Genomic DNA, 13,027 nt, shown 5'->3' with positions numbered 1-13,027 from the left:
GCATTCGGGTTCAGCTTCACGGCTAATATAGGACGGTTCGCTTTGACTAAAACAATCATCACGCTGAAGAAGGCTGACCTAACATTGGGTAGTGCGGCAGCCTCCGTGCATGTATTGAAGAAGATCGACCTTGAAATCCGTGCCGGCGAAGCGGTGGGAATTGTCGGCCCTTCAGGCTCCGGCAAGTCGACGCTTCTGATGGTTCTGGCCGGCCTGGAGCGCCTGGACAGTGGTGAAATATTCATCGACGACGTTGCTCTCCACAGGCTGTCCGAGGATGCTCTGGCCGACTTTCGTGGCCGCAATATCGGCATCGTCTTCCAGTCCTTTCATCTGATCGCCAACATGACGGCGTTGGAAAATGTCGCCGTGCCGCTCGAACTCGCCAATGTGAAGAACCCATTCGATACCGCCAAAAGGGAGCTGACCGCCGTAGGCCTCGGCGAGCGGCTGACCCACTATCCGGGCCAGCTTTCGGGCGGCGAACAGCAGCGCGTGGCGATCGCCAGGGCGCTGGCGCCTTCGCCTGCCGTATTGATCGCCGACGAACCGACCGGAAATCTCGACACCGAGACCGGGCGGCAGATCGCCGATCTCCTCTTTGCAAAGCAGGCCGAACGCGGCATGACCATGCTGCTCGTCACCCACGACAATGCGCTTGCGGCCCGCTGCTCGCGGCAGATCCGTGTCCGTTCCGGCGAGATCGTCGCAGATACGGTGCCTCAGGTTCCGGTGCAGGCGGTTTCCGCATGAGACGCACACTCCCCCGCATTGCCATTTCCTTCCGCCTGGCGCTCAGGGAAATGCGCGGCGGCCTGGCGGGTTTCTATATCTTCCTCGCCTGCATCGCGCTTGGCACTGGCGCGATTGCCGCGGTGAATTCCGTCTCGCGCGCCATTACGGACGCCATCGCAAGCCAGGGCCAGGAGATTTTGGCAGGAGACGTCCGCTTCGAACTCAACAATCGGGAAGCGACGGGCGAGGAGCGCGCCTTCCTCGATAGCCTCGGCCAGGTCTCCGTTTCCACCAGCCTGCGCTCCATGGCACGCAAGCCGGACGGTTCGGATCAGGCTCTGGTGGAGGTGAAAGCTGTCGACAACGCCTATCCGCTATACGGCACCTTCGGTTCCGAACCGTCGGCGCCGCTTGTCGATCTCCTTGCAAAGAACGGTGACGCGTTCGGCGCGCTGGCCGCTCCTTTGCTTTTGGAGCGCCTCGGCATCAAGGACGGCGACCAGATCCTGCTCGGCAATACCAGGCTGACCTTGCGCGGCACCATCACCGCGGAGCCCGATGCTCTTTCCGACGGCTTCGGTTTTGCGCCGCGCCTGCTCGTCAGCCGCGATGCGCTCGGCGCATCTGGCCTGATCACCACCGGCAGCCTTGTCGAACATGCCTATAAGGTGCGGCTCGACGATCCATCCACGCGTTCGACGCTTCAGGCTCGTGCCAACCAGGAGTTCCCAAGCGCTGGCTGGTCGATACGTGTAAGCGATCGTGCGGCGCCGTCGCTGACCGAGAATGTCGACCGTTTCTCGCAATTCCTGACGCTCGTCGGACTGACCGCCCTGATCGTCGGCGGCGTGGGTGTGGCCAATGCCGTACGGGCCTTCCTCGATGCGAAGCGCACGACGATCGCGACGTTCAAGTGCTTGGGCGCACCGGCTCCGGTCGTGACTCTGATCTATCTCATCCAGATCCTGGCTCTTGCCGGGATCGGCATCGTCATCGGGCTTGTCATCGGTGCAGTCGCACCTTTTGTTGCGCTGCAATTCCTGGAAGGCGTTCTGCCCATACCGAAGGAGACGACCTTCTATCCGTCGGCGCTGGCGCTCGCCGCTCTCTTCGGCCTTCTGATCACCTTCGCCTTCGCGATACTGCCGCTTGGTCATGCGCGTGAAGTGCCCGCAACAGCGCTCTTCCGCGAACAGACATTCGACAACACACGCCTGCCCTCCTGGCCCTATATTATCGCCGCGGGTCTGGCGCTGGCCGCGCTGGCCGCGCTTTCGATCGCCTCGGCCGAGGATAGGTTCATCGCCTCGGTCTTCCTGGCCGCGGTGGCAGGCGCTTTCATTCTGCTTCGTCTCGTCGCCGTCCTCATTGCCACCCTCGCGAGAAGAAGCCCGCGCGTGAACTCGCCGGCCCTGAGGCTTGCGATCGGCAATATCCATCGGCCCGGCGCTCTCACGCCCTCCGTCGTCCTGTCGCTGGGTCTCGGTCTTGCCCTCCTCGTGACGCTGGCGCTGATCGACGGCAACATGCGCCGGCAGCTCACAGGCCAGATCGCCCGGCAGGCGCCGAACTTCTTCTTCGTCGATATTCAGGGGGCCGAACGGGATGGTTTCCTGAATATCCTGAAACAGCAGATGCCTGAAGGAGAAGTGACCCAGGTGCCGATGCTGCGCGGCCGCATTCTTGCCTTCAACGGTCAGGACGTGACGCAGATGAATGTGCCGCCCGCCGGACGCTGGGTGCTGCGCGGTGACCGCGGCATCACCTACGAGGAAAAGCTGCCCGAGAATTCGACGTTGACGGCAGGCGAGTGGTGGCCGGCCGATTACTCCGGCGAGCCGCTCGTCTCCTTCTCGGCGGAAGAAGCCGGCGAACTCGGCCTGAAGCTCGGCGACACCGTCACTGTCAATGTACTCGGCCGCAACATCACGGCTCGCGTCGCCAATTTACGCCAGGTGGAATGGGAATCGCTCTCCATCAACTTCGTGATGGTCTTCTCGCCCAATACGTTCCGCGGCGCTCCGCATGCCTGGCTCGCCACGCTGACCGATCCCTCCGCCACGGCTCAGCAGGAGGCCTCTATCCTCCGGGCCGTGACCAATGCCTATCCGACCATCACCAGCGTCAGGGTGAAGGACGCGATCGACATTGTCGACCGGCTCGTCGGTCAGCTGGCGACGGCGATCCGCGCTGCAGCGGCTGTCGCGCTCATCGCCTCCGTCCTGGTTCTGTCCGGCGCCCTCGCCGCGGGCAACCGGGCCCGCACCCATGATGCGGTCATCCTGAAAACCCTCGGCGGTACGCGAAACATGCTGATGCGCGCCTTCAGCTACGAATACATGATCCTGGGCGCCGCGACCGCCGTCTTCGCCCTTTTCGCCGGCGGCATCTCTGCCTGGTTCGTCGTGAGCCGCATTATGAAGATACCGTCGGCCTTCCTGCCCGATGTCGCAGTCGTCACGCTCGTTGTCTCACTGGTCCTGACGGTCGGAATCGGGCTTGCAGGCACCTGGCGCATCCTCGGCCAAAAGGCCGCGCCGGTCCTTCGGGAGCTCTGATTCAAGCATCGGTAGCATTTTCCGTTAACTCTCGGATCAAATTACTGTCAAAGCGTCCCATAGGTTGCTAAATCGCCGCTTTGGTTTGCGTTTTCGCTTCTCACGCCTCTTGTATGTAAATCGATCTCACATCATATTGACAGCAGGCTTGCTGGAGCTCCGCAGCGGCGCCTGGGTCTGTTGAAAAAGGGGGCCCGACACCGTGAATAATTCCGGAGCTTAAAGAGGAAACAATGGCTGACTTCAACAACTACCAGAACCGAATGGCGCAGACCCGCGCCCAATCCGGTGCCATGATCGACGAAGGCCTTCGCGCCTACATGCTCAGGGTTTATAACCTGATGGCTCTCGGTCTGGCGATCACCGGTGTAGCTGCCTATGGCACCTACGCTCTGGCGGTTTCCAATCCGGCCTTCGCCCAGCTTCTCTATGCTTCTCCGCTCAAGTGGGTGGTCATGCTGGCTCCGCTGGCGATGGTCTTCTTCCTGAGCTTCCGCGTCCATAAGATGAGCGTCCCGGCTGCGCAGATGACCTTCTGGATCTATGCCGCGCTGATGGGCCTGTCGCTGTCCTCGATCTTCCTGGTCTTCACCGGCCAGAGCATCGTCCAGACCTTCTTCGTCACCGCGGCCTCGTTCGGCGCCCTGTCGCTTTACGGCTACACGACCAAGAAGAGTTTGTCCGGCTTCGGCTCGTTCCTGATCATGGGCCTCTTCGGTCTGATCATCGCCTCGATCGTGAACATCTTCCTGCAGTCCTCTGCGATGGGCTTTGCCATCTCGGTGATCGGCGTCCTGATCTTCGCAGGTCTTACCGCCTACGATACGCAGAAGATCAAGGAAATGTATTATGATGGTGACGAGGTCGCAGTCATGGGCCGCAAGGCGATCATGGGCGCCCTGACGCTCTACCTCGACTTTATCAACCTCTTCATGTTCATGCTGCAGTTCCTCGGCAATCGCGAAGAATAACGGCGTGGAACAAGAACTGAAAAAGCGGCCTGCGGGCCGCTTTTTTATTGCCCGCTCGCGCGCCTCGGCATAGATTCGATCGTCACCTTCCACAAACCCGCCCGCCAATGACCTTCCGCCTCCGCGACGCCACAGAAGCCGATCTTCCAGCCATCACCGAAATCTATCGCGACAGCGTGCTGAACGGCACCGCGAGTTACGAGATCATCTCGCCCGACCAGGCCGAGATGACGAGCCGTTACGAGGCGATCAGGGCCAGGGCCTATCCCTATATCGCCGCCGAAGATGAGGAAGGCACGCTTCTCGGCTATGCCTACGCTTCGGCCTTCCGGACCCGCCCCGCCTATCGCTGGCTGGTGGAGGATTCGATCTACCTCGCTCCGGCGGCCCGCGGCCGGGGCGTCGGAAAGGCGCTTCTGCGAGAACTGCTCGCCCGTTGCACCGCGCTCGGCTTCCGGCAGATGGTGGCCGTCATCGGTGGCGCGAGCCCGGCTTCCGTAGCGCTGCATCAAAGCCTCGGCTTCGAACTGACCGGCACGCTCAAGGGCACCGGCTTCAAGCACGGCAGATGGTTGGACACGGTAATGATGCAGATTGCACTGGGCGAAGGTGCCACGGCGAGCCCCGACCCGGCTGTTTATCCCGGGACGCTCTTCACCGAATAGATCAGTCGATGAGCTTCAGCATCTTGTCGAAGACCCTGAGGACCTGCGGCAGTTCGTGGCCGCGCTTCAGGATCATACCGTGCGTATTGAGCACACAGTAGGCGCCCTGCTTGTTGGCCAGTTTGGGATTCTTCTCGATCCGGAAGAGCGGCGTCTCGCCCGACCGTTTGAAGATGGAAAAGACCGCCCGATCCTTGAGGTGATCGATCGCGTAATCCTTCCACTCCCCTTCTCCGACCATGCGGCCGTAGATTTTTAAGATCGCGTCAAGCTCGCGCCGATGAAACGTCACCGGAACGGGATCGCGGCTCTGCCGGTATTCGCTGAGATTGACGACGACGGGTGCATCCTGGGATCTTTCTCCCCCGGGCAATTCCGGCTGATCGGTCATCAAGGCTCCCAAATCACTAGATGTCGGAGATGTGACAGTGTGCCCGAGAGCCTTAAAAAATCAACCCCGGGCCGAAGCCAGCCTCATGCGCGTTCATACGTTTTTATTCTTGCCCCATTTCGAACAAAACAGTGCCCGATTTCGAAGCGAGATTGCTCCGCGTTGGTTGGCGCGATTTCAGCGCCATATGGCCCGGTCTGGTGCATTGACCCTTACCCCCAGCCCCCCAATGTTCCTGGACCGGGCCGCCGACACCTTATTCCGAAAAGCACAGTGAGCCGACGAACCGCTTCGCGGTCAGTATTTCTTGCGGCCGGCCATCAGGATCGTTGCGCCGAGGATTGCCGCCGGCTCACCACCCGGACCGGACGTCTGTAACAGGATTGCGCAGCCGTCTTTCTTGGACTTGCCCATCAGCTTGCCCGGCAGCGTGAGTTTCATGCTCTGGCCGTTCCACGTCCCGACCGACTGCACGTCATAGACGCTGTGCCAGTAGTCCATGGTCTTGCCGCTGTTCTCGCCCTTTGTGATTTCCACCTGCTGACGTTTTGTGAAATAGGCGACGACGACATCGGCCTGCCCCTTGCCTCCGCCGATCTCGATCTCGATCTCGTCGCCGCGCATGGCAGCCGTGACCGGTACGATGAGCCCTTTGTCCGTCTCGCGGAGTTCCTTCACCTTGCCGTTTATGATGGAGAGATCCTTGCCCTTGACGTGATCCCGACCGTTGATGACCGCCTGCGGCGTATAAACGCCGCTGCGGCCGAATGTCTTGGCATAGCCGTATTGCCGCTCGGTGTTTTCCTTCGAGCTCAACGTGTCGGTCCAGCCGAGATAGTTCCAATAGTCCACGTGATAGGAGAGCGCGATGATATCGCCCTGCGCCACCAGCTCACCTAAAGTGGCGTCCGCCGGAGGGCACGAGGAACAACCTTGAGACGTGAAAAGTTCGACCACGCCCTTCGGCGCCCTTACCTCCCCCGCCGGAGCGACGCCCGCATAAAGCAGGCCCGCAAGCACGATAATGGAGCGGAGACGGAACAGCATGGGTGGCAGACCTTTTTATCAGGGCAACTGTTATCCACGATTGCCCCTGGTGATCAAGAACAATCGAATGGCCTGGAGGATCGGATGGCGGAAGGTAACCGTCCCGCCCCCTCAAGAGAAAGTCACGAAGGGGTGAGGACCGGATAATTGATCGGCTTTGTCAGCGGCGATTGTGGGCATGCCACACCTTCCTCCACAGGTCCCGGCAAAGTCAGATCAGTTTCAGCAGCCCTTGGGTGAAATAGACGGCTCCGATGCCGGTGACGATCCAGCGCGTCCAGGCGCGGAAATTCTGATCCGTCATTCTCTGCAGGATGTCGTTGCCAGCGCGCGTGCCGAGGATGGCGATTGGCGCGGCGATCAGGATCGAGATCCAGTCGGTCGGCGGCAGTGCGGTTGCCGCGTTCCAGTAGAACGCCACCTTTGTTGCATGCGAGGCGACCTGCACCGCGGCTTTGGTGGCGATTACCTTGCGCCGGTCCATCATCGTTCGGATGAAGAAGATGTCGATCGTCGGACCGGAAACGCCAACGCCCACGGTCAATGCTCCGGCGATCAACCCGCAGATGAGGGCGTGGTGAGGCTTGGACGCATCGAGTTGCAGCTTCGAGACCGGCAGCCAGACGAGGATCGGCATCAGGCCGATCGCGATCGATACGACGATGATATCCGGCTGATAGTCGACGATCAAAAGGATGATACTCGATATGACGAGGCCCAGGCCGAGGATACCGAGGATCCTGTAGTCGATATAGGCGCGGGAGAACCAGGCGCGCGAGCCGTTGGACACCATCTGGATGACGCCATGGATGGCGATTGCGGTCCCGACGGGAAACAGGAAGAGCAGCACCCAAAGCAGGATCAGCCCGCCCGCCATTCCGAAAATCCCCGAAAGCAGCGATGTCAGGAAAACGATGACGGCCATTCCAATGAGGATGACGACGGTCAAGGGCGGAACCTTAAGTTAGCGAGTCTCACCTGGATGAGAGGCGACACATGTATTGGAGGTAGGGCTTACCCCCTCATCAACAAAATCTAAGACTTAGCTACGCTAAGCTCTTGATTTTGTAACCTCTCCCACCAAGGGAGAGGTAGACTCGTGGCAGCGCGGCATCCCGATCTCTCCCCTTGGGGAGAGAAAGCGATTTCAACATCTTAGCTGAAAGCTAAGTGCTGGAAATCGCAGGTGAGGGGATTTGAGTGGGAATCTACACTCTTCCGCAATTCACCCGCCGACCTTCGCCGGCGGGTGACCATCCGACAAGATCAGGCGGCAAGATCGCGAAGAACGGTCTGCAGGATGCCGCCGTTGTTCATGTAGATGACCTCGTCGAGCGTATCGATGCGGCAAAGGATGTTGATCTCCTTCACCGTACCGTCGCCGTAGGTGATCTTGGCGGTCTTCCACTCGCGCGGCTTGATGTCGCCTTCCAGGCCCTCGATGGTGACCGTCTCGTCGCCCTTGAGACCAAGGCTTGCCCAGGTCGTACCTTCCTCGAAAACGAAGGGTACGACGCCCATGCCGACCAGGTTCGAACGGTGGATGCGCTCGAAGGATTGGGCGATGACCGCTTTGACGCCGAGCAGGTTGGTGCCCTTGGCCGCCCAGTCGCGCGACGACCCGTTGCCGTATTCGACGCCGGCGAAGATGACGAGCGGAACGCCCTCAGCCTTGTACTTCATGGCCGCGTCATAGATCGACATCTCTTCCTTCGACGGATAGTGGATGGTGTAGCCACCTTCCTTGCCGTTCGGGCCGAGCATGTGGTTGCGGATGCGGATATTGGCAAACGTGCCGCGCATCATCACTTCATGGTTGCCACGCCGTGTGCCGTACTGGTTGAAGTCGGCAACCGCGACGCCGTGCTCGGTAAGGTAGGCACCGGCGGGCGAAGCGGCCTTGATCGAACCGGCCGGAGAAATGTGGTCGGTGGTGATCTTGTCGCCGAAGAGACCGAGGACGCGGGCGCCCTTGATGTCCTTGATGCCGCTGCCCTTCTTGCCCATGCCGACGAAGTAGGGCGGGTTCTGGACATAGGTCGAGTCGTCGTCCCAGGCATAGGTCTGCCCCGGAGGAACGTTGACCGCCTGCCAATTTGCATCGCCCTTGAAGACGTCGGCATACTTGGTTTCGTAAAGTTCGCGGGTGACGTATTTCAGGATGAATTCCTGCACTTCCTTCGAGGTCGGCCAGATATCCTTGAGGTAGACCGGCTTGCCGTTCTGGTCTTCGCCGAGCGGCTCGGAAGTCAGGTCCTTCTGCACCGTGCCGGCGAGCGCATAGGCGACGACGAGCGGCGGCGAGGCAAGGTAGTTCGCCTGGACGTCCGGCGAGATGCGGCCTTCGAAGTTGCGGTTGCCCGAGAGCACGCCCGAAACGATGAGGCCCTTGTCGTTGATCGTCTTGGAGATCGGCGCCGGCAGCGGACCGGAATTGCCGATGCAGGTGGTGCAGCCGAACCCGACGAGGTTGAAACCGAGCTTGTCGAGATCAGCCTGCAGGCCGGACTTTGCGAGATATTCGCCGACGACCTGGGATCCGGGCGCCAGCGAAGTCTTGACCCAGGGCTTGGTCTTGAGGCCCTTGGCGACCGCATTGCGGGCGAGAAGGCCGGCAGCGATCAGCACCGACGGGTTGGAGGTGTTGGTGCAGGACGTAATGGCGGCAATCGCCACATCGCCATGCCCGAGATCGAAGTCGGTGCCTTCGACCGCATAGCGGTTATTGAGCTGGCCGGGCTTCTTGTAGTCGGTGTCCATCGAACCGGCAAAGCCGGACGCGATGTTTTCGAGCGCGATGCGGCCTTCCGGGCGCTTCGGGCCGGCCATCGACGGCACGACGTCGCCGAGGTCGAGTTCCAGCGTATCGGTGAAGACGAGGTCGGAACCGTCGCCCTCGCGCCACATGCCCTGCGCCTTCGAATAGGCCTCGACGAGCGCGATGCGCTCCTTCGTGCGGCCGGACATGTTGAGATAGTTGATCGTTTCGCCGTCGACCGGGAAGAAGCCGCAGGTCGCGCCGTATTCCGGACCCATGTTGCCGATCGTGGCGCGGTCGGCGAGCGGCATGTTGTCCATGCCCGGGCCGAAGAATTCGACGAACTTCGAAACCACGCCCTTCTTGCGCAGCATCTGCACGACGGTCAGCACGAGGTCGGTCGCGGTGACGCCTTCCTTCAGCTTGCCGGTCAGCTTGAAGCCGATGACTTCCGGCAGCAGCATCGAGACCGGCTGGCCGAGCATGGCGGCTTCTGCTTCGATACCACCCACACCCCAGCCGAGAACGCCGAGGCCGTTGATCATCGTGGTATGCGAATCGGTGCCGACGCAGGTGTCAGGATAGGCGACCGTTTCGCCATCCTCTTCCTTGGTCCAGACGGTCTGGCCGAGATATTCGAGGTTGACCTGGTGACAGATGCCGGTGCCGGGCGGAACGACGCGGAAATTCTTGAACGCCTGCTGGCCCCATTTCAGGAAGCGGTAGCGTTCGCCGTTGCGCTGGTATTCCAGCTCGACGTTGCGGGCAAAGGCCTGCGGCGTGCCGAATTCATCGACAATGACCGAGTGGTCGATGACGAGATCGACCGGAACGAGCGGATTGATCTTTTCCGGATCACCGCCAAGCGCCTTGATGCCGTCGCGCATCGCGGCAAGGTCGACCACCGCCGGAACGCCGGTGAAATCCTGCATCAGCACGCGGGCCGGGCGATATGCGATTTCGGCTTCGGTCTGCCCCTTGTTGTTCAGCCATTCGGCAACAGCAAGGATCTGTTCCTTGGTGACGGACTGGCCGTCTTCGAAGCGGAGCAGGTTCTCGAGAAGGACCTTCATGGAGAAGGGAAGCTTCGAGACGCCCGGAAGACCGTTCTGCTCTGCCTTGGGCAGGCTGTAATAGACGTAGTCCTTGCCGCCCACGGTCAGGACGGAACGACAATTGAAGCTGTCGAGAGATTTGGTCACGGAAAACAACCCCGCTGATATAGAGCCAACACGCGCGTGCGGACGCCTATGCACTTCATGCACATCAGGATGCGGGTGCGACCATTTCCGCTGTCCGCACGAGAAGATTTGTGGGTCTTCAGGTTCGGCGCAAGATGGAAATCACGCCGGCCGCTGGCGTGGTTGCAGTGCTTATAGATAATTTCTAAGAAGGGTTCCAGACACTTGAAGCCCCATCTCGAACAATTTTTTGGATAGGGGCGAGCGAAACCCGAACGAAGGTCTCCGACATGCGGCTGACGGCCGAAAATTTGAGCGCCAGACGCGGGCAGGACCTGATTTTCAAGGGCATCTCTTTTAACCTGGGGACCGGTGAAAGCCTTGTTCTGACAGGGCGGAACGGGTCCGGAAAATCAACCCTGCTGCGGGTGGTGGCGGGATTGCTGCATCCCGAAACCGGTCGGGTGACATGGCATTCCGACGCAGCCGAATCAGGGATGCGCGCGGCCGAGGCCTGCCACTATCTCGGCCATCGCAACGCCATGAAGGCGGAACTCTCGGTCTTTGAAAACCTCTCCTTCTGGAAGGAGTTCCTCGGCGATTTCGAGGGCGGCCAGGGGGTCTCCATCAGTGAAGCGGCGGAAGCCGTCGGCCTCGGCGACATCACCCATCTTCCCTTCGGTTACCTCTCGGCGGGACAGCAGCGCCGCATGGCCTTCGCCAAGCTGCTTGTCGCTCATCGGCCGGTCTGGATCCTCGACGAGCCGACCGCGGCACTCGATGTGAACGCCGAAAGCGTCTTCACGAACCTGATCAAGGCGCACCTGGCCGATGGCGGCATCGTGCTCGCCGCGACCCACCAGCCGCTAGGGCTGGAGAATGCGAAAGAACTGCCGATGACGGGATTTACGGGTGTGATGGAGGGGATGTGGTGATGGCCTTTTACTTCCCTCTTCATATCCTCGTTACCCCCCTCTGCCCTGCCGGGCATCTCCCCCTCAAGGGGGGAGATCGAATAGCGGCGAAGTCTCGGCCCAAACACAGGCTTTCGGCTGCCGAAGCGGTGTTGAATACGATCGACATTTTGGGAAGCCTGTGCGTCTTGCCGATCTCCCCCCATGAGGGGGAGATGCCCGGCAGGGCAGAGGGGAGTGAGACGCGATCTGCGGTGCAGAGCAATCGATCCAGTGAATCGATTGCAGCGCCGAACGCCATGAGACGAAGCGAAGGGCCAGGAGCAATGGCGGAGCGCTTTCCATGATCTCCCTCCTTCTCCGCGACCTGAAACTTTCGGTGCGCGCCGGCGGAGGGGCGCTGATCGGCGTCTTGTTCTTCATGACGGTGGTCGCCGTCATCCCCTTCGGCGTCGGCCCGGACCTCAATCTCTTGTCGCGCATCGGCCCGGCGATCGTCTGGATCGGCGCACTGCTTTCCGCCCTTTTAGGCCTCGACCGTATGTTCCAGACCGATCGAGAAGATGGGTCTCTCGACCTCCTGCTGATGCAGGAACATCCGCTGGTCCTGACGGTGCTCGTCAAGTGCCTGGCGCATTGGCTCGGCAACGGCCTGCCGCTCGTCATCGCCTCACCGCTTCTCGGCCTCTTCATGAACATGAACGAGGTTGCGATCGGCGCCACCATGCTGACGCTGCTGGTCGGCACGCCAGCACTCACGTTCATCGGCGCGGTCGGCGCGGCGGTCGCGGTGGCGCTGCCTCGCGGCGGCCTTCTGGTCTCGATCCTCGTGCTGCCGCTTGCAATTCCGGTGCTGATCTTCGGTGTCAGCGCCTCCTACGCGGCGGTCGAGGATCCTGCCCCGTTTATGCCGCCTTTCCTGATATTAGTGGCGATCACGATGTTTTTTGCCGTTCTCGGCCCGCTCGGTGCGGCACTGGCGTTGAAGAATGCCGGCGATTGACTAGAATCAAGACATCCAGCGCTATGGCAGTTTAGAAAGATTCCATGTCAGAAAGCCTCGCCATCACCAAGTTCAGCGATCTCGCCAATCCGACACACTTCCTGGCACTTGCGGCCCGGATATTGCCCTGGATGGCGTCGATCACGGCGATCCTTTTTGCCATAGGGCTTTATCTGAGCTTCACGACGGAAGGCGATTACCAGCAGGGCCAGACGGTTCGCATCATGTACATCCACGTGCCGGCCGCCTGGCTGTCGATGATGTGCTACACGGTTATGGCCGCTTCGGCGATCGGCACGCTGGTCTGGCGCCATCCGCTCGCCGACGTCAGCCACAAGGCGGCCGCCCCGCTCGGCGCCGCCTTCACGCTGATTGCGCTCGCCACCGGCTCGCTCTGGGGCAAGCCCATGTGGGGCACCTGGTGGGTCTGGGATGCGCGGCTGACCTCCGTCTTCGTGCTCTTCCTCATGTATCTCGGCCTGATCGCGCTGAACCGCGCCATGGACGATCCCTCCAGGGCCGCGCGCGTCTCCGCCGTTCTCATCCTCGTCGGCTTCGTCAACATTCCGATCATCAAGTTTTCGGTCGACTGGTGGAACACGCTGCACCAGCCGGCGAGCGTCGTCCGCATGGATGGCCCGACCATCGATCCGGAGTTTCTGTGGCCCCTGCTGATCATGGCCATTGCCTTTACGCTGCTCTTCTTCACCCTGCATGTGATGGCGATGCGCAACGAGATCTGGCGCAGGCGCATTGCCGCCCAGCGCCGCATGGCGGCGCGCATGGCCGGACGGGAGGCTTAAG

The 13,027-nt window shown here is 61.0% G+C and carries 11 protein-coding genes; 7 read left to right on the top strand and 4 right to left on the bottom strand.

What is annotated here, in order from left to right; all coding sequences use genetic code 11:
- The first annotated feature begins 42 nt into the window (after positions 1 to 42).
- The 4 genes from JL39_RS24055 (at position 43) to JL39_RS24040 (ending at position 4,929) form a co-directional block, all read left to right on the top strand.
- Complete coding sequence (locus JL39_RS24055) at positions 43 to 753, top strand: ABC transporter ATP-binding protein (RefSeq protein ID WP_037156705.1); 711 nt, start codon at positions 43 to 45, stop codon at positions 751 to 753.
- Positions 750 to 3,293 carry an ABC transporter permease gene (locus tag JL39_RS24050; protein WP_037156703.1) on the top strand — a complete coding sequence of 848 codons (2,544 nt, stop codon included), beginning with the start codon at positions 750 to 752 and terminating at the stop codon, positions 3,291 to 3,293. Before JL39_RS24055 ends, JL39_RS24050 begins: the two co-directional genes overlap by 4 nt.
- Before the next feature lie 233 nt (positions 3,294 to 3,526).
- Positions 3,527 to 4,264 carry a Bax inhibitor-1/YccA family protein gene (locus tag JL39_RS24045; RefSeq protein ID WP_037156701.1) on the top strand — a complete coding sequence of 246 codons (738 nt, stop codon included), beginning with the start codon at positions 3,527 to 3,529 and terminating at the stop codon, positions 4,262 to 4,264.
- 107 nt (positions 4,265 to 4,371) lie between these two features.
- Positions 4,372 to 4,929 (top strand): GNAT family N-acetyltransferase, encoded by a 558-nt coding sequence (locus JL39_RS24040; RefSeq protein WP_037156698.1) that lies wholly within the window; start codon positions 4,372 to 4,374, stop codon positions 4,927 to 4,929.
- 1 nt (position 4,930) lies between these two features.
- Here JL39_RS24040 and JL39_RS24035 read toward each other — a convergent pair whose 3' ends face one another.
- The 4 genes from JL39_RS24035 to acnA form a co-directional block, all read right to left on the bottom strand.
- On the bottom strand, positions 4,931 to 5,320 hold the full coding sequence (locus JL39_RS24035) for a DUF2794 domain-containing protein (RefSeq protein ID WP_037156696.1): 390 nt from the start codon (positions 5,318 to 5,320) through the stop codon (positions 4,931 to 4,933).
- A 297-nt stretch (positions 5,321 to 5,617) separates the two neighbouring features.
- Entirely contained in the window at positions 5,618 to 6,367 is a 750-nt protein-coding gene (locus JL39_RS24030; protein WP_037156694.1) for a thioredoxin family protein, read from the bottom strand.
- A gap of 211 nt (positions 6,368 to 6,578) precedes the next feature.
- Positions 6,579 to 7,316 (bottom strand): sulfite exporter TauE/SafE family protein, encoded by a 738-nt coding sequence (locus JL39_RS24025; protein WP_200884000.1) that lies wholly within the window; start codon positions 7,314 to 7,316, stop codon positions 6,579 to 6,581.
- 317 nt (positions 7,317 to 7,633) lie between these two features.
- Positions 7,634 to 10,327: an aconitate hydratase AcnA gene (gene acnA / locus JL39_RS24020; RefSeq protein WP_037157272.1), complete on the bottom strand. Its 2,694-nt coding sequence runs from the start codon at positions 10,325 to 10,327 to the stop codon at positions 7,634 to 7,636.
- A 269-nt stretch (positions 10,328 to 10,596) separates the two neighbouring features.
- Here acnA and ccmA point away from each other — a divergent pair, with 269 nt between their 5' ends.
- The 3 genes from ccmA to JL39_RS24000 all read left to right on the top strand — a co-directional run bounded on the left by ccmA (position 10,597) and on the right by JL39_RS24000 (position 13,026).
- On the top strand, positions 10,597 to 11,241 hold the full coding sequence (gene ccmA, locus JL39_RS24015) for a heme ABC exporter ATP-binding protein CcmA (protein ID WP_037156692.1): 645 nt from the start codon (positions 10,597 to 10,599) through the stop codon (positions 11,239 to 11,241).
- A 322-nt stretch (positions 11,242 to 11,563) separates the two neighbouring features.
- Positions 11,564 to 12,223 (top strand): heme exporter protein CcmB, encoded by a 660-nt coding sequence (ccmB, locus tag JL39_RS24005; protein WP_037156690.1) that lies wholly within the window; start codon positions 11,564 to 11,566, stop codon positions 12,221 to 12,223.
- 44 nt (positions 12,224 to 12,267) lie between these two features.
- A complete protein-coding gene (locus tag JL39_RS24000) occupies positions 12,268 to 13,026 on the top strand; it encodes a heme ABC transporter permease (RefSeq protein ID WP_037156688.1) in 759 nt (252 codons plus the stop codon).
- Position 13,027: the final 1 nt, after the last annotated feature.

The sequence above is a fragment of the Rhizobium sp. YS-1r genome (genome assembly GCF_000757525.1).
Taxonomy (GTDB): domain Bacteria; phylum Pseudomonadota; class Alphaproteobacteria; order Rhizobiales; family Rhizobiaceae; genus Neorhizobium; species Neorhizobium petrolearium.
This window is presented reverse-complemented; position numbering and strand designations above follow the sequence as displayed.